At 43.7% G+C, this 16906-nt stretch carries 14 protein-coding genes and 2 pseudogenes; 7 read left to right on the forward strand and 9 right to left on the reverse strand.

All coding sequences use genetic code 11. The annotated features are described in order from the left end of the window. Window positions 1-200: 200 nt before the first annotated feature. The 4 genes and pseudogenes from GO493_RS31435 to GO493_RS18190 all read right to left on the reverse strand — a co-directional run bounded on the left by GO493_RS31435 (window position 201) and on the right by GO493_RS18190 (window position 4306). A pseudogene (locus tag GO493_RS31435) lies at window positions 201-1243 on the reverse strand (virulence RhuM family protein). A 353-nt stretch (window positions 1244-1596) separates the two neighbouring features. Further along, window positions 1597-1860 (reverse strand): annotated as a pseudogene (locus tag GO493_RS31440) (RidA family protein); the annotation flags it as partial. A gap of 90 nt (window positions 1861-1950) precedes the next feature. Continuing rightward, the gene (locus GO493_RS18185) at window positions 1951-3345 is read right to left on the reverse strand and encodes a M20/M25/M40 family metallo-hydrolase (protein WP_157307652.1); all 1395 of its coding nucleotides are present in this window, start codon (window positions 3343-3345) and stop codon (window positions 1951-1953) included. Between the two features lie 7 nt (window positions 3346-3352). Next, window positions 3353-4306 carry an MBL fold metallo-hydrolase gene (locus GO493_RS18190; protein WP_157307653.1) on the reverse strand — a complete coding sequence of 318 codons (954 nt, stop codon included), beginning with the start codon at window positions 4304-4306 and terminating at the stop codon, window positions 3353-3355. A 195-nt stretch (window positions 4307-4501) separates the two neighbouring features. Between GO493_RS18190 and GO493_RS18195 the strand changes: the two genes are divergently transcribed. The 4 genes from GO493_RS18195 (at window position 4502) to GO493_RS18210 (ending at window position 7256) form a co-directional block, all read left to right on the forward strand. Continuing rightward, a complete protein-coding gene (locus GO493_RS18195; protein WP_157307654.1) occupies window positions 4502-4858 on the forward strand; it encodes a winged helix-turn-helix transcriptional regulator in 357 nt (118 codons plus the stop codon). 636 nt (window positions 4859-5494) lie between these two features. Further along, entirely contained in the window at window positions 5495-5947 is a 453-nt protein-coding gene (locus GO493_RS18200) for a DUF6934 family protein (RefSeq protein ID WP_157307655.1), read from the forward strand. Between the two features lie 25 nt (window positions 5948-5972). Continuing rightward, window positions 5973-6146 carry a hypothetical protein gene (locus GO493_RS18205; protein ID WP_157307656.1) on the forward strand — a complete coding sequence of 58 codons (174 nt, stop codon included), beginning with the start codon at window positions 5973-5975 and terminating at the stop codon, window positions 6144-6146. Window positions 6147-6728: 582 nt separating this feature from the next. Further along, window positions 6729-7256 (forward strand): GNAT family N-acetyltransferase, encoded by a 528-nt coding sequence (locus GO493_RS18210; protein WP_157307657.1) that lies wholly within the window; start codon window positions 6729-6731, stop codon window positions 7254-7256. Window positions 7257-7317: 61 nt separating this feature from the next. On the opposite strand, the gene GO493_RS18215 is transcribed toward GO493_RS18210, so the two are convergent. Then, entirely contained in the window at window positions 7318-8442 is a 1125-nt protein-coding gene (locus tag GO493_RS18215) for a TlpA disulfide reductase family protein (protein ID WP_157307658.1), read from the reverse strand. Between the two features lie 656 nt (window positions 8443-9098). On the opposite strand from GO493_RS18215, the gene GO493_RS18220 reads away from it, so the two are divergent. Then, a complete protein-coding gene (locus tag GO493_RS18220; RefSeq protein ID WP_157307659.1) occupies window positions 9099-10817 on the forward strand; it encodes a cellulase family glycosylhydrolase in 1719 nt (572 codons plus the stop codon). Between the two features lie 15 nt (window positions 10818-10832). Here GO493_RS18220 and GO493_RS18225 read toward each other — a convergent pair whose 3' ends face one another. Together GO493_RS18225 and GO493_RS18230 are read right to left on the reverse strand one after the other, a co-directional pair. Then, a complete protein-coding gene (locus tag GO493_RS18225; protein ID WP_157307660.1) occupies window positions 10833-11186 on the reverse strand; it encodes a DUF779 domain-containing protein in 354 nt (117 codons plus the stop codon). A 92-nt stretch (window positions 11187-11278) separates the two neighbouring features. After that, a complete protein-coding gene (locus GO493_RS18230) occupies window positions 11279-12811 on the reverse strand; it encodes an aldehyde dehydrogenase family protein (RefSeq protein WP_157307661.1) in 1533 nt (510 codons plus the stop codon). Between the two features lie 249 nt (window positions 12812-13060). On the opposite strand from GO493_RS18230, the gene GO493_RS18235 reads away from it, so the two are divergent. Further along, window positions 13061-13954 (forward strand): AraC family transcriptional regulator, encoded by an 894-nt coding sequence (locus GO493_RS18235; protein ID WP_157307662.1) that lies wholly within the window; start codon window positions 13061-13063, stop codon window positions 13952-13954. Window positions 13955-13959: 5 nt separating this feature from the next. On the opposite strand, the gene GO493_RS18240 is transcribed toward GO493_RS18235, so the two are convergent. Then, window positions 13960-15855 (reverse strand): M1 family metallopeptidase, encoded by a 1896-nt coding sequence (locus GO493_RS18240; RefSeq protein WP_198315753.1) that lies wholly within the window; start codon window positions 15853-15855, stop codon window positions 13960-13962. 139 nt (window positions 15856-15994) lie between these two features. Here GO493_RS18240 and GO493_RS18245 point away from each other — a divergent pair, with 139 nt between their 5' ends. Then, complete coding sequence (locus tag GO493_RS18245; protein WP_157307663.1) at window positions 15995-16384, forward strand: hypothetical protein; 390 nt, start codon at window positions 15995-15997, stop codon at window positions 16382-16384. 1 nt (window position 16385) lies between these two features. Here the strand turns inward: GO493_RS18245 and GO493_RS18250 are convergent, their stop codons facing one another. Further along, entirely contained in the window at window positions 16386-16889 is a 504-nt protein-coding gene (locus tag GO493_RS18250) for a 2'-5' RNA ligase family protein (RefSeq protein WP_157307664.1), read from the reverse strand. Window positions 16890-16906: the final 17 nt, after the last annotated feature.

Genomic DNA, 16906 nt, shown 5'->3' on the forward strand with positions numbered 1-16906 from the left:
ACTGTTCTAAGGCCTTTTTCTTGAGGCCGTCGTAATCAAATTGATCATTCTTGCTCATAAAAAGAAACTTGTGTTAAAGGTCAGGAAATTATTTTAACCTTTGACACAGTTCATTTTACAGTCTCAATTGTAACTGTTTTATATAGTGAGGTGTGTCATTCATGTTTTAATAAATTAAACGATTTCACTTTGGGGTTGGGTTAGGGCCTTTTTAGGATGTGCTTAAATTCTTTTTCAAAATCACTTTTAAAAGTTCTGTCCTGGTCAATCCTGAATTTTTCATATTCTGTTTCAGCTAATTTCATTGCCACCGCATGGCTTATTTTTCCTGCATCTTTTAAAATCTGGTATTCGTTAAATTGGAGAAAACCATCAAGTTTTTGTACCCAGTCAGACATCTTCATTGGTAATTGTCTTGCAGCCTGATTCTCTGCATAGTCTAAGTACATAGATACAATTCTTTCCAACTCCTTAATTTCTTTTTCTATAAGGTAATTTTTAGCGACAGCAATATCACTTTTGAGTACTTTGCCAGCAGGAGCATTTTTAAAGGTTTGTAATCCCATATGAGGTTTACTTGCATCAGCTCTTTCTGCTATTATTTGAGCTGCTGTCTTACCTGATATTGCATAATGTAATTTGTTTTGAACAGTCTTAAAGAATTGCTGAGTAATCTCAGCATCTTTATTATAATCAATACTGCACTGCTCATATATATCAGTTATTTTAAGATAAAATCTACGTTCGCTGGCTCGTATTTCTCTAATACGTTCAATAATTCGTCAAAGTAATCTTTACCAAAACGTTGCCCTTGTTTTAGTCGTTCATCATCCAGTACAAATCCTTTTATAATATAATCCTTCAAGACTTTAGTGGCCCATATGCGAAATTGGGTCGCTTCAAAACTATTAACTCTATAACCAATAGCAATAATTACATCAAGATTGTAAAAATCTAATACTCGTTTTACATCTCTGGAGCCTTCCTTTTGAACTACTCGAATTTTTCGAGCAGTTGCTGCCTCATCTAATTCTCCACTTCTATATATTTCTTTAAGATGATAAGTAATCGTGTGGCTTTCAATAGAAAACAGCTCCCCCATTCTTTTTTGCGTTAACCAAAAAGTATCATCATTGTATACTACTTCAACTTTTATGTCTCCGTTAGGATTACTGTAGAATATGATATCGGCATTTTTAAGATTATCCTCCATTGATATAGTTATTGTAGGCAAATTAAACATCTCCTGAGTTTAGGCAAAACAAATTTTTGTTTTTATAAGATTGATTTCCATATTGCTATGTTTGTACGTTCGGCAGTAAATCTGATAGTAGTGCATTCATTTATATTTTATGACGAAGGAAGATTTTCAATGCAGGTCCCACCAGAAATGCACTTGGATCTGCAACTTCGTTCAATGAATAATGATAATCCGATCATACCTGGTATACGCCGGAGGCTATTCATGCTTTGGTGATTTGCAGGTATGACAAGTCTAACGGGAAAATATATGTGCTGAATCCAGAAACCGGGCCGGCAATTGGTATTTCTCTTCCCTTATTTTTGTTTATAGTAAATATTCTTCGCAGTTGTGTTTTACGAAGCGTTGATCTGCGTCTTTTCCCAGGGAGATATAATTTGCAAAATTTCGCACAATGCAATATATTTATACAAAATTTCTAGCTGCTGCATACTCTGCAGGTAAACGGTAACATTCAGCACTTTTTTCATAGAGGTTCCGGCCTGTTTCAGGATGGCGCTTATATTATCTAAAGCCTGGCGTAACTCTTCGTTAAAGCCTGCATCCCCATTACCGATCTGGCCCGACACAAAAACCAACCCTTTGTATTCGGTATAATTACTGAATGATTCGGTCCTGCATTATTTGTTTGTGCATATGCGGTCGTTATAAACAACCCCATTACTGCGATAGTTATTAACTTTTTCATTTTATAATCCATATTTACTGATAAGTGCAACCATGGCAGCCATTGCAGCTGCGCCCATAGCAACTTCCCTTTGATTAATTTTATCGTAGGTATCCAGTGCGCTATGATGAATATAAAACAACCGGCTATCGTCACAGTCAAGACTGATCAGCGCTGTTGCCTGTTCCTTCATAGGCGTCAGGTCAACACCGCGTTGCTGCAGCTGTATGTCACCTGCTTTATAAGGCATGAATAATTCTTTCCATTGTTGAAACCGAGCCATGGCTTCAGGTGTGGTTTCAATCCTGAATCCACGTGGCGCAAAGCCGCCTGCATCAGACTCAATAACGGCAACATGTTTTTCATTGCGCAACCTGGCCTGTTTGGCATATTGGATGGCGCCATGTGCACCGGCCTCTTCATTCATGTATAGAATGATCCTCACGGTACGTTCGGGTTGTAGTGCAGTTGCCCTGAAAAGCCTCAGCACTTCCATGGCCTGTACTATACCAGTACCGTCGTCACTGGCACTTTCACTGAGGTCCCAGGAATCAAGATGTGCGCCTACCGTTACATACTCCTCCCGGTATTTTGCTCCTCTGATCTCGGCTATTACATTATACGACTGCACATCGGGTAGCTGAATGCAATACATACGAAGCGTATACTGCAGGCCAGGATCTTTCTTCAAAGCATCACTTAGCAGATCGGCGCTATTGGTGCTCAGCGCTGCTGCCGGAATTTTCGGGACGGCCGTGTCGTAATTCATGGCGCCTGTATGCGGGTAATCATCTTTGGCGAGTGTTAATGACCTTACCAGCGCTCCAACGGCGCCCCTGCGGGAGGCTGCAATAGCCCCCTGCGCCCGTTGATCTGCCGCAATCAGATAAGCTTTGAATGTCTCGATCTCACCCGCATCCATAGCCCGGTTGAAGAAAACAAACTTACCTTTTACTGCCTGATCGGGTAAAGCGGCCAATTCGGCCCACGACTTTACTTCAACAACGCCGGCCGTTAACAGGCCATCAGTGCCAATGGAGCCTCCCAGGGCAGTAACGTCCATTTTTACCCGCCGGCCTTTAGCCGTATAATAAGAAAGTTCTTTTGCACCCCTTACCCAATGAGGTACTGTTACGGGCTGCAGATATACACTATCCGACTTGTATTGCGCCAATACTTTTTTTGACCACTCAACGGTTTGCTGTGCCTGTAACGAGCCACTTATACGCGCGCCAATGCGGGAAGTGAGGTAACGCAGGTTAACATCCGTTTGGCCATTCTTTAAAGCCTCACTATAGAGCTTACGAAATAAGATGGAGTCGGATGAGTCAGGCACCTGGGCAAACATAGATAAACCAATGGCCAGCATTACAGTCACCATAAAGGACTGTAATGCTAATTTGAATACTATTTTCATACGGTAATTATTGACCGATGCCGGTGGTTGTGTAATTAACAGGGACCCAACTGTAACCCTTGTTCATTTTACGAATATGACCGATGCCGGGGAACGACAGGTGATCGCCTGCTATCCAGTACCGGCCTTTGGCCGCATCTTCATACGCTTTTTTGCGTGCTGCTGCAGCCGCTTTAGGGTCTACATCGTAAACAATGGTTATATCAGGCTTAGTGAATTGCAGCGCGGCGACATGCATAATATCGCCCCAGAACATTATTTTTTCACCTTTACCTGTCACCTGGTAAAAACTATGACCAGGCGTATGCCCCGGGCTGGCAACAGGCAGTATGCCCGGGAATAGCTCTGTGCTGTAATCAAAGGTCTTCACCTTTCCAGCCTTAACATAAGGCAGCATTTTTAGTCGCGCCTGATCATAGTAAGGCTTCAGTCTCTCAGGAGCTTTGGCATAGCTTTCGTCGCTTAGCCAAAAGTCTGCTTCCTTTTTGCTTACATAAATGGTCGCATTGGGAAACACCATTTTATCACCATCCATTAAACCTCCGGTGTGATCGGTATGAATATGGGTAATCAAAACTGCATCTATCTCTTTTGGATCATAGCCAGCGCTGATCATACTGGCAGGCAGATGCCCGAGCGCAGGCCCATATAATTCGGAAGTGCCGGCATCTATCAAAATGAGTTTTCCTGCCGTTTTCACGAGGTAAGCATTTACTGAAGCTTCCACTACTGGTGTTTGAAAATTGGAGTGGGTCAGCTCCTCAATTTCAGCAGGTGTTGTATTTGTCATCAATTTATTCAGTTCCTGGGGAATGCTGCCATCCGAAAACGCAATGACCTCTATATCGCCAATCATCATATGATAGCTACTGGGTTGTGGCAGCGGCTTTGCTTTTTCCTGTGCCGAAACAGTTAACGTGAAAAACAAAGCTGCTACAAAAAAATTTATATACCTTTTCATTGTGTAATAATTTTAATTTGACTTAAAAAGCGAAACATCTTTCCGGCGGGCCCACTTTCAAAATAATTCATCTGCAAAGCTAGGATGCTTGTATGCTGTAGACAAGTACGCACTTCATTATAGCATAGGGCTAAAATTAGCTCTATACCCCTGTATTGTTTTATTGTTTAATTTCACTTCGTAAAACAGTATATTATGGCTGAAAGAAAGATTCCCAAAGACCTGAATTGCGGCATGGCCATGATCATGGAAATAATTGGCGGAAAATGGAAGCCTTGCCTGATCCATAATATCTGGAAAGGACATAAAAGGCCCAGCGAATTACAACGACTAAATCCCAAAGCCACGCGAAGGGTTTTGTATCAGCAACTTCAGGAACTGGAAGAACATGGAATTATCAGCAGGGTAGTGCATCCCGTGCTTCCACCCAAAGTAGAATATTTCCTGACAGACCTGGGCTTATCATTACTTCCGGTGATCAGTGTTATGGATGAGTGGGGCTCCCAATATCTGGAAAATCCCGGCGTACACCCGAAGCTGAAAATAGCATAATGCCATAGCGTACTATACTTATTGATTTGCGTCCACATTGATCAGCAGGTGCTGTCCCGACTACAAAATGAAACCCTTCAAATCCAACGACTTGAAGGGTTTTTAATTGGAATAATTTCTAAATAGTTTGAATTAAATGAACTATTTAAAACTTCTAAGTAATTCTTCTATCTTTAATTCGCCTGCTATAGTTTGTGCACCATTTTCCATAACTTTTTCATAATCTCAGCTGTTCTTGCAGAAAATGCTAACGTCGTCCAACCACCATTTTCTGCTTTAAAACCTTCTGCATTTCTTACCGCGGCAAGACTTTTTCAGTCGTTTTTATTACGCCTTCCGGTAATGCTGCTATGTTCCGCGCCACTGGTCTACAAACGCATCTATTTCCACAACAGATTCGAAATTTGTCCCGTTGTCCCGACATATTTAATATCAAAAAGGGCATTAAGAGGCCCGTAGGACGTAGCCTTTACGGTCTTTTGTGTTTTTGTACAAATGATCTACTACTCAAAAAATTGACTTTTTAGTTTAATGAAATGGACGAAAGACAATGAATGGTTAGAAATTATTGATATTAAAAAAATGAATGAAAATGAATAAAATCTGAGTAGTACCACGATCTACATTTGTAATAATATGAGTACAGAAAAATATCCTTATATACAAGCCAACATTTCCGCACAATTTGAATTTGAAAGTACTGGCCCAAATGGCGCCATTAAAAAGGTGGTGACATATGAAATGATGGGTACTTTAGAAGGGGGAATACCTCTTTTTAATCTGGGATTTGGAGATTATAATGAGGATGATAAATCTTATAATGATCTGACAGTTTCCAACAATGAAGATAAGCTCAAGGTATTGGCCACTGTTGCAAATACGGTACTGGATTTTACAGAGCCTTATGAAAAGGTTGCTATTCACGCTATAGGAAGCACACCATCCAGAACCAGGTTATATCAAATGGGGATCAACGCTTATAGAAAAGAAATAGAGGCGCATTTTAAGATCCTGGGGTACAAAGACGGTAAATGGCAGGAATTCAAATTTGCTACCAACTACGAGGCATTTCTGGTAATAAAAAAATAATTGTAAATTTGCTTAAACAGGAAAAATGGCGTATAAATTTTCCAAAATAGTTAAAGATAAAAATGAGCATGTAACCGGGCAGCAGGAGTCATCTTTGCCAGATCCCCGGAAGAGTCCATTTTTCATTAAACAGTTAGAAAAGGCGAAGGAATTTATGAAGAATAATCCAGTGCCTGGTGAGTTATTAAAAACAAAATAAACTAGTATAATTAGCAGGACTGTACACTCCTGCTATCTTAAATTGAAATAATGTTAGAGAGCTGCACTAATGGTATGGTTCTCTTTTTTATTTATTTCAATCTATATCATTTTAATACAATCCGTATAACGATATGATTTTAACCAGTGATATAAGCAGATAAACGAATTACTATTAGCTTATCGTAATGGCACCTGTAAAATTGCATATTTTAGTCAAACCCTCCGTAGACTGGCCTTAATTTTTGAGTCTAAAGAATTGGAAGAAGTAATATACTTAACCGGAGTAGGTTGTATATATATAAAAGGGCCGTTTTCATTCTCAGTAAAATCTCTGATCGTTAAAAAAGATCCAGAAAATGGTAATACTATTATTTCAGACGAATCCCGGCAAGCAAATTAATATAGTGGGCAAGCACTATATCTTTAGCATCCCTGTTCTTCTTAGCCACACAAAAATACTAATCTTTTCAGCAAACAATAGCAGCAACTTGGTTCTATACGAAGAGCCTGTGGTAAAGTCTTTTGTATTATTCGTGGTTTAATGCAGCAGATTTCCGGGGCGATTTTTATATTTGCCCCCATGCAACCAAAATTCAACATCACTTCTCTCAGCTCAAAACCAGAGATCATTTCATCCCTGGCGGAAATGATCATTGAAACAGTTGCCCATGGAGGCTCTGTCAGTTTCATGCATCCGCTGGCGCCTGAAAAGGCGATAGCATTCTGGACAGCTTCCCTTGCCGCTGCAGACCGGGGAGAGCGGATTATATTAGGCGCTTTTGATAGAGATCTGCTTATCGGTACGGTAACACTGCATCTTGATTGTCCGCCGAATCAACCTCATCGCGGGGAAATTGCCAAGATGATGACGCGTGTAAAGTACCGGGGGCAGGGAGTTGCCCGTGCACTGCTAACAGAGGCAGAACGCCTGGCAGTAGAACATGGGAGAACTTTGCTGACGCTGGATACCGCTGAAGATGAGGGAGCAGCGGGGCTTTATGAGAAACATGGTTTTCAGAAGGCAGGTGTGATCCCGGATTTTGCGCTAAAGCCACATGGCGGGCTTACCAGCACTATCATTTACTGGAAAAAGATAGGTAGCTTATAATGAAAAACGCTTCAACCTGACGGTTGAAGCGTTTTTTTTATTATCATCCTACTAATTACAGTTACAGTACCTCTTTCAGCTTCTCTTCCAGGTTACGTCCTTTCAGGTTCCTGGCAATGATATTGCCTGCAGGGTCTATCAGTACGTTCTGCGGTATAGCGGTAATACCGTATTGCAGAGCCACTTCACTTTTCATGTAGTTCAGGTCACTCAGCTGTAACCAGAACAGACCATCTTCCTGAATAGCTTTCTTCCACTCATCTTTACGCTCTTCCAGGCCGATACCTATAATAGCGAGTTTCTTGTCGTTAAACTGCTTCAGGATCATTTTCAGCATAGCATTCTCTGCCCTGGAAGTACCGGAAAGACTTGACCAGAAATTCAGGAATACATATTTGCCTTTGAATGATGATAAAGTTACTTTATTGCCTTCCGTATCTTTCAATGCAAATTCAGGCGCTACCTTTCCAATAGCTGTTGCCTTTGCATCATTGATCCTTTTCTCAAACGCCTTACCTTTTACGGTTTCTCTCACACTTTCAGTCAGCGTTTTATAAATTGGCTCAACATCCCGGTAATCGATAAAATAACCGCTATATTCTTCGAGTAAGTCAAGCGAAATATACATGTCAGGATGCTCGGAGATAAAGGTTTTCATCAATCCTCTTCTTTCTTCCATTGCAGCTCTCAGCTTCTCGAAATACTCTCTCCTCGCTGTCATTGCTTTAGCAGAAGTATCAGTCGGGTTGGAAGATTCCTTTGTAAGTGAATTCAGCTTCGCTTCAACAGGAGCCATATAACGCTGATATACCTTATAATCAAGTTCTGATTCTGAACCAGTAGCTTCGAAGTTTGAGATATTTTCATCGGAAGTAAGCCAGATGGTTACACCGGGTTCTACGTACAGACGGGCTACGTTCTTACTGTCAAAAACAGTGGTTGGTTCTCCGGTCCTGCTTACAGAAAGCATTGCGTTTACAGGATAAGGTACGTCCTGGGCTAACTGGAAAAAACCGTTATCAACATCAGCGGAATCATATACAGTCTTACCTTCTACAGAATAACCGATATAAACCTTTGCCGGAGCCTGGAGCTTTCCCAATTGTCCTTTTATTGTGAAGGTTGTTTGTGCCATTGCAGGCGCTGCAAGGAAAAGAGCGGAAAGAAGACTTAAACTTTTGAACATTCTATATAAGTTTATATACATGCTTTTTCGGGACGGCGTCTATGACAACTGTCCAGTTTTTCATATATACATCCGTGTTAAAAGGCAGCGCAAAGTTAGCTTTTTTATTTATCTATTAATAAAAAATACTATGTTTTAGGGGTGATATATGTTAAAAATTCGTTAAGAGAAGTAATCTCAGAGAATTGCTCAAAAAACAGGGTTCCGTCTTCGGCAAAACCCTGTTTTTTGAGAGTTCTTTTGCACGGTGCGGAGCTGAAGTTTTTGTGATAAAAAGCAAAAGTCAGTTTTTCTGAAAAGACATTACCGGTAGTCCAAAGCACAGATATTGTATAGATACTCCTACTCAAAGCCTACTATAAAGTATGGATAGTGTATGCATTGCGGTATCACTTTAGCGCCACAATGCTTTCCGAAAGAAAGTACCACTTTTCTATCTGCCAACTTAAAATTGCAATCAGAAGCAGCACTCAAACTTGTTTTTGCCGGGAATTAAGAATTTTCATTATACTTTGATAAAACCTGTTCATGATATTTTGAGAAGGAATTTCCGGGTTGCGCAAGGCTGAAGTTTTCATGAGAGAGATTTGGCTTTCAGGCGGCGAAAAAGTCAAACTGATACCGTATTTTAACAGCTTCACGTTCAACTCAGGGTTATGAAACACATCACGTTATTGTTACTGATCTCCCTCTTTATTGCCCCTGGAGCAGGACATAGCCAGGGATTTCTGAAAGCAGAAGGCACAAAGATTGTCAATGGGAAAGGAGAAAATGTATTGTTACGCGGTATTGGCCTGGGCGGCTGGATGCTGCAGGAAGGTTATATGCTGCGGATAAACGGACCGGGGCAACAGCATAAGATCCGCGCCCGTATAGAGGAACTGGTGGGCAGGGAGAAAACAGACGCATTCTATGATGCGTGGCTGTCCAATCATACCACAAAGGCAGATATAGATTCACTGAAGGCATGGGGCTTTAATTCCGTGCGATTACCCATGCATTACAATCTCTACCTGGATATATATAAGGGGTTTGCCCTGACAGATACATTATTACAGTGGTGCAAAGAGAATAGCATGTACCTGATACTGGACCTGCATGCAGCTCCGGGCGGACAGGGCAATGACCTCAATATCTCCGACAGGGATAGCTCCCGTCCTTCTCTGTGGGAAAATGAAGAGGCACAAAAGCAAACTATTGCTCTCTGGAAAAAGATAGCTGCTCATTATAAGGATGAGCCATGGATAGGCGCGTATGATATTCTTAATGAGCCGAATTTCGGGTTTGACGATCCCCAAAATGATAAAAATGGCCTTAAAGAGCAGCATAACGCTCCGCTGAAAAAGTTGCTGCAGGAGATCACCACTGCCATCAGGGAAGCAGACCAGCAACATATGATCATCATTGAAGGGAATGGCTGGGGAAATAACTACAATGGTATGCTTCCCCCGTGGGATAAGAACATGGCACTGAGCTTTCATAAATACTGGAATTTCAATGACCAGCAATCTATCCGGTATATACTGGATTACCGCAGGAAATACAATATTCCTGTATGGGTAGGAGAAACCGGGGAGAACTCGAATGTGTGGTTTACGGAAGCCATCCGTTTGCTGGAAAAGAATAATATTGGCTGGTCATGGTGGCCGCTGAAAAAGCTGGGCGTCAGCAATCCGCTGGAGATACCTTCTAATGATGGCTATCAACAGATACTTAATTACTGGAACGGTAAGGGTGAGAAACCTGATGAAACGGCAGCCTTTGCCGCGTTGATGGAGCTGGCACAGGCTACCAATATCAGCAATAATATCCTGCACCGGGATGTGACAGACGCCATGATGCGGCAGCCATTCACAAGGCAGGCAAAGCCTTTCAATGCCAATATCATAACAGACAACTTCTTTTTACCTGCCACAGACTATGATCTTGGTGTAAATGGCGCTGCCTATTACGATACGGATACTGCCAACTACCGCGTATCTGACCCTAAAATGACGGGAGGTAACAGCGGCAGGGCGTACCGGAATGACGGCGTGGATATCATGGCCGATAAAGACAGTGCAGACCAGTATTATGTAACGGATATTGAGAAGGGAGAATGGCTGCAGTATACGATCAATGCAAAACGAAACGGGAAGTATACTTTACTGGTGCTTGTTGCGGGTAATAAGGGTAACGGGAAATTCTACCTTACTGTTAACGGGAAACCGGTTAGCAGCACTATTGCCGTACCTGCGGGACATAAAGGGCAATGGCAGACGGTTGATGTAAAGAACGTTACATTGAAGAATGGCCATCAAACCCTGCGGCTCCATGCTGAGGCGGGAGGGTTTGACTTTAAGGCCATCCTGTTTACACGCACACCCTTACCATAAACAGGCAGGAATGTATCAGCTCAGCTCAGCCAGTTCCTGATCTGAAAATATACGGGACCGGATATGGAAACGAACGCCAAGCGGAATCTCCAGGGAGAAACTGCTACCTCTTCCTTTGATAACATCAAGGATTAGCTGGGTATGTTTCCAGTATTCAAACTGGTCTCCGCTCATATAGAATTTACAACCTGCCACTTCTCCGAGGCATACGTCGGTCTGTCCCACCCTGAACTCCCCTTCGGGGAAACACATGGGCTGGGAGCCATCGCAACAGCCACCGCTCTGGTGAAACATGAGGGGGCCATGCTGCTTCCGGAGTTTGTCAATAAGTTCAATAGCTGCTTCCGTAGCAATGATCCTTTCGGGCATGCTGAAGTGAATTAGTTACAATAATGACAGGGGGCATGCAGCCCCCTGTCCCATCCTATGGAGCAGGAAATTAAACATCCTGCCCGTCCCCCTTAAAAGAACCCCAGTTTATCTTTACTGTAAGAGATCAGCATATTTTTAGTTTGCCGGTAGTGGTTCAGCATCATCTTATGCGTTTCTCTTCCGAAACCGGATTTCTTATATCCGCCAAACGGAGCATGTGCGGGGTACGCATGATAGCAGTTCACCCATACACGGCCGGCCTGGAGGGCGCGGGGCACCTGGTACATTTCATGTGCATCGCGGGTCCAGACGCCAGCGCCTAATCCGTACAGGGTATCGTTGGCAATGGCAATGGCTTCTTCTGTGGTTTTGAAGGTGGTAACACAGGCTACCGGCCCGAATATTTCTTCCTGGAATACCCTCATCTTGTTGTTTCCGAACATCAGGGTTGGCTGGATGTAATATCCGTGTTCCAGTCCGCTGTTCTGATGGTAAGCGTCTCCGCCACAGAGTATTTTTGCGCCTTCCTGTTTACCGATATCCAGGTAGCTGAGGATCTTCTGATATTGATCTTCACTGGCCTGGGCCCCCATCATAACGGTGCTGTCCAGCGGGTTACCCATTTTTATAGCTTTAGTACGCTGGATAACGCGGTTCATGAACCGGTCATAGATATGCTCGTGCACCAGGATGCGGCTTGGGCAGGTACAGACTTCGCCCTGGTTGAGGGCAAACAATACTGCTCCTTCTATGGCTTTATCAAAGAAGGCGTCATCTGAATCTGCTACACTTTCGAAGAAAATGTTGGGGCTTTTACCTCCCAGTTCCATTGTAACAGGGATCAGATTTTCAGAGGCGTATTGCATGATGAGCCGGCCGGTAGTGGTTTCTCCTGTGAAAGCCACTTTTTGTACGCGTGAAGAGGAAGCAAGCGGTTTACCAGCTTCCACGCCAAAACCGGTTACGATGTTCAGTACCCCTTTAGGCAGTACATGGCCTACCAGTTCCATCAGGCACATGATGCTGGTGGGAGTCTGTTCCGCAGGTTTTACTACTACGCAGCAGCCAGCGGCTAATGCCGGGGCTATTTTCCATGCGGCCATCAGCAAGGGAAAATTCCAGGGGATGATCTGTCCTACAACACCGATTGGTTCATGCAGGTTAATGCTTACGGTAGTTTCATCATGTTCGCTGATAGTACCTTCTTCGCTGCGGATCACGCCTGCAAAATAGCGGAAGTGATCTACCACCAGCGGAAGGTCTGCCGCCCTGGTTTCCCTGATGGGTTTACCGTTGTCTATTGTTTCCACAACGGCCAGGTATTCCAGGTTATCTTCTACTATCTGCGCTATCTTCAAAAGCAGGTTGCTACGGCTGGCGGCGCTGGTTTTGCTCCAGGAGGTGAAAGCTGCATGTGCTGCATCAATGGCTTTATCTATATCCTGCGCGTTGCCACGGGCTGCCTGTGTAAATGCTTTACCATCTATGGGTGATATGTTGTCGAAATATTCACCGCCGGATGGTGGTACCCATTCCCCATTAATAAAGTGATCGTATCTCGGTTTAAACTCGGGACGTGCTGCCAGGTTCGAGACAGGGGCAGCTGTTGCTGAAACGCTCATAATAGTGGAATTTTTTTAGTGTGAAACAATGCTAAAAAACGATACTACTAATATCAACAACGCTGGAAATCGTTTTGTTTTTTTTGTATTTATTTATAGGACGATTGTACCTGAGTTTATTTTGAGGGAAGTTTGAATAACGCGGAGAAAGGCCTAAAAAATCGCTTTCGCCTTCGGCGAAAGCGATTTTTTAGGGGAAAGTTTTTCTGGCCTGCGGCCGGCTGGAAAAAATGGTGTAACTTATTCATTATGCTTAATCTTACAGTACCCAAACAATTGCAGACGCTGGTTGAAAACCGCCGCATCTTCAACCTGAAGAACTGTGAACTGAACATCTTCGAAAGCTATGAAGAAGCATACCAGGTACCGCTTACCTTCAATGATCTTGTCATTACCAGCATGATACGAGGTAAAAAAGTTATGCATCTTCCTGACAAGCCCACCTTCGATTATCTGCCGGGAGAAACGGTAATAGTTCCCGCACATGAAACAATGACCATTGACTTTCCGGAAGCTACTATGGGATCTCCCACGCAATGTATTGCGCTGGCTATAGATCAGGCCTATATACAGGATACCATGCAATATCTTAACAGCTATTACAATGCAGGGAATGAAGAGCACAGATGGGCGCTATCCTTTGATCAGTACCACTTCGAGAACGATCATGAAGTGACAGAACTGATCAATAAGCTGATCAGGATATGTACCAGTGAGGATAAAGCAAAGAACGTCTATGCTGACCTTCAGCTGAAAGAGCTGCTGATAAGGCTTATACAGAGCCAGCACGTGAGACAGGCATCCATCAGCACTACAGATACCAATCAGAACAGGTTGCATTTTGTACTGAATTATATACGGGAACACCTGACAGAGAAAATAGCGGTGGATGAGTTGAGCAAGAAAGCCTATCTGAGCAGGAACCTCTTCTTCAAATGGTTCAGGGAGCAATTCGGAATAACGCCACTGGAGTATATTAACAGGGAAAGGGTTAAGCTGGCCAAGCAATTGCTGGCAAAACCGCAAAGCAATATTTACACTGTAAGCAAGCTTTGCGGTTTTAGCGACACCAATTATTTTATAAGAGTATTCAGAAAAACGGAAGGGACCACGCCTAAGGCATACCAGTCCTGTATCCGTTAATCAATCTAACGTTTCCATTCATTGTCTTTCTTCTCAGCATCCATAAACAGGTTGCCGTCCACACGTATGCCGGCCACTTCTTTTTTACCGGTAGGGATTGAGAATACTGCCTGCCGGGAATCCTGTTTCCAGACAGCAGGTGTCTGATGAACAGTATCACTGCTGCCATCCGCATAGTTCACAATGATATCGAACGGGACGGCAAATCCGCCAGTATTAATAACTGATAATGAGACAGCTCCATTCTTCTGCTGTACATTCTTTATACCCAGGTCGATATAATTATTGCTGAAAAACCAGTTGTTCCAGAACCAGTTCAGCTGCTGACCGGAAGCAGTATTGAAGGAATTGAAGAAATCCCATGGGATGGGGTGTTTTCCGTTCCAGTTATCCATATAGGCATGCAGGCATTTTTTGAACAGTGCATCTCCCAGCATGTCCTTCAAGGCAAGATATGCCAGGGAAGGTTTGCCGTAGGCATTATTACCATATCCCCTGCCACTTACCTGGTTTGACATGGAAATAATGGGCTGGTCTTCTTCTGCAGAAGGATCGTTGATATAACCGTCTACGCGGAATTCTTTGTAGAACCTGTCTGCCGCAGCCTTATCTCCCTGGGAAAGGCCGATAAGATATTCCAGGGTAGTGGCCCATCCTTCGTCCATAAAGGCGTAACGGCTTTCGTTGATACCCATATAGAAGGGAAACCAGGTATGTGCTATTTCATGGTCCTGCACCAGGCGGGCAAAGGTCAGGTTATCTCCTACAGTGGCGTCATTCACCATCATGGGATATTCCATGTCTGCATATCCCTGGAATGCTGTCATAACAGGGAAGGGATAAGCGACACCGGGCCAATTGTGAGAGAACCAGTTGAGGGCATAGCGGGCATATTCTACAGAGTGGTGGAAATCTGTTGCTGCATCATTGTAAGCCGCCTGTACACTGGCCCTGCGGTTTGCCGCACTGTCTACTATCACGCTGGCCGCATCCCATACGTAATGATCGCTCAGTCCGTAGGTGACATCGGCAATATTGTCTGCCTTAAATCTCCAGGTATTCCATTCCTGCTGACGGGTAACCTGGTGCTGCTGCATCTCTGAGGCTGTTGCGATATGCGCCGGGATATCGGAAGTATAAGAAGCTATCAGTCGGCCGGCAATGGCAGGTTGCAATACCTCATCTGCGTTCTGTAATACGCCTGTGCCCCATACCACGTAGTTGGCAGGTACTGTGACCGCTACCTTATAGTCATTAAAATCGCTATAAAACTCTACCCTGTCAGCGTGTTCTATTCTATCCCATCCGTTGTAATCATCATACACTGAAATACGGGGATATGAATAGGCCAGGTAGAAAGTAGTGCTGTCTATACTGCCTTCCCTCCCACTCAGTACCGACATATCATAATGCCAGCGGATACTGAACTTTGTAGTTTCTCCTGGTACCAAAGCCTCGGGTAACTGAACATTTGCCACTGTTCCAACATCATTATTAAAAGATACAGCGGTACCGTTAATGACCAGGGTATCTATTATCACGCCTTTTGTAAGGAAATCACTGCTGGTGTAACCGGAGCGGGGCGCCTGGGGCTTATGAATGTTACAGATAAGCCGCAGCACGACGTAGCGGAGGGTATCCGGGCTGTTGTTCACATACTGGATAGTTTCTTCCCCGTATATAGTTCTGGAAGGTGGTTGTACAAGAAGATTGATAGCGTAACTGCCCTTGTTCTGCCAGTACCGGCGACCGGGTTTACCGCTGATGGTCCTTGTTTCTTTGGTGTAGGCGTTTTTAATGTTTCTTGGCATGTATAGATCCTGTGCGGAAGTGGATGGGAGTATGCCAAGGAGGAGCATGGAGGAAAATGCTATCCTGCAGATGACTTTGTTTGCTTTCATATGAAACAAATATACAAAGCAAGGTTCTCCCGGGTTGTTTTTTTTGATCAGAGGTAGTTTGTTTGCCGTAGGCGGATAAACAGGGAGATAGTACAAAGCAGGCATAATGATTGTGCTTTATTTATCAAAACATACAACTATGAATACATTCACAATAGGTCATGGGGATAATACCATACGGGTAGAGCAGCAGGATAAGGAACGCTTCATAGTAAGGCTGGAAGAGAGGAAGATCAAGCTCCTGAAGAAAGAAGATAATGAGGGCGCCAATCACTGGTTTGAGGAAGGGTGTGATAATGAAACGCCTGAGGCAAAAGCCCTGGGTAATGCCATTCATCATTATGAAGTGGAAGAGCAGGAAAAGCAGCAGTTTGTTGTGAAGCTGGAAGCAAGAACTATCAGGTTAGTGCAGAAAGAGGATAATGAGGGCGCTAATCACTGGTTTGAGGAAGGATCTGATAATGAGACCCCGGAAACGAAGGCGCTGGGGAATGCGATAGATAATTACCTGGCGAAAGAGCAGAAGTAGTTCAGGGAATAATAAAAGGGAATGTTTCCCGGGCTTTCCACGGCCCTTTCAGGTATATCCAGGTCTGTAACCCGGTTGTGTCAAAGCTAAAAGGCGTAAAATTCTTTTTTAATGCGTCGTATAATAGCTGCGCCTTCATTGCCGTTACCTTATTCTGTATGGTAATATGTGGGCGGAGCGGTTGCCGGTCCTGCCTGATGAGCCAGGGGTCAAATTTTGACTGCATTTCCCTGTGTAGTTCCTGTAATTCTTCAGAATATAGCTGGTATCCTACCCCATTGCCGTAGAAGCTGAGACCGGTTACCTGTAAAGTAAGTGGAGCCCTGGCGGCAAATGAGTGTAGTGCTTCCCCGATAAGGGGTTGATTGGCTGGCAGATGATAGAATAATGTGATGTGTGCATCCAGGTAGTTGGCATGCGAGGGAAAGTGTCTCCTTCTTAAGGCATTGAAGTGGTCCTGATAGCGGGGTTCCATTCCCACGGTGATAATGAGCGTGTTACCCATAGGAGCAAAAATAATAA

This window comes from Chitinophaga tropicalis, from assembly GCF_009758205.1.
Taxonomy (GTDB): Bacteria; Bacteroidota; Bacteroidia; order Chitinophagales; family Chitinophagaceae; genus Chitinophaga; species Chitinophaga tropicalis.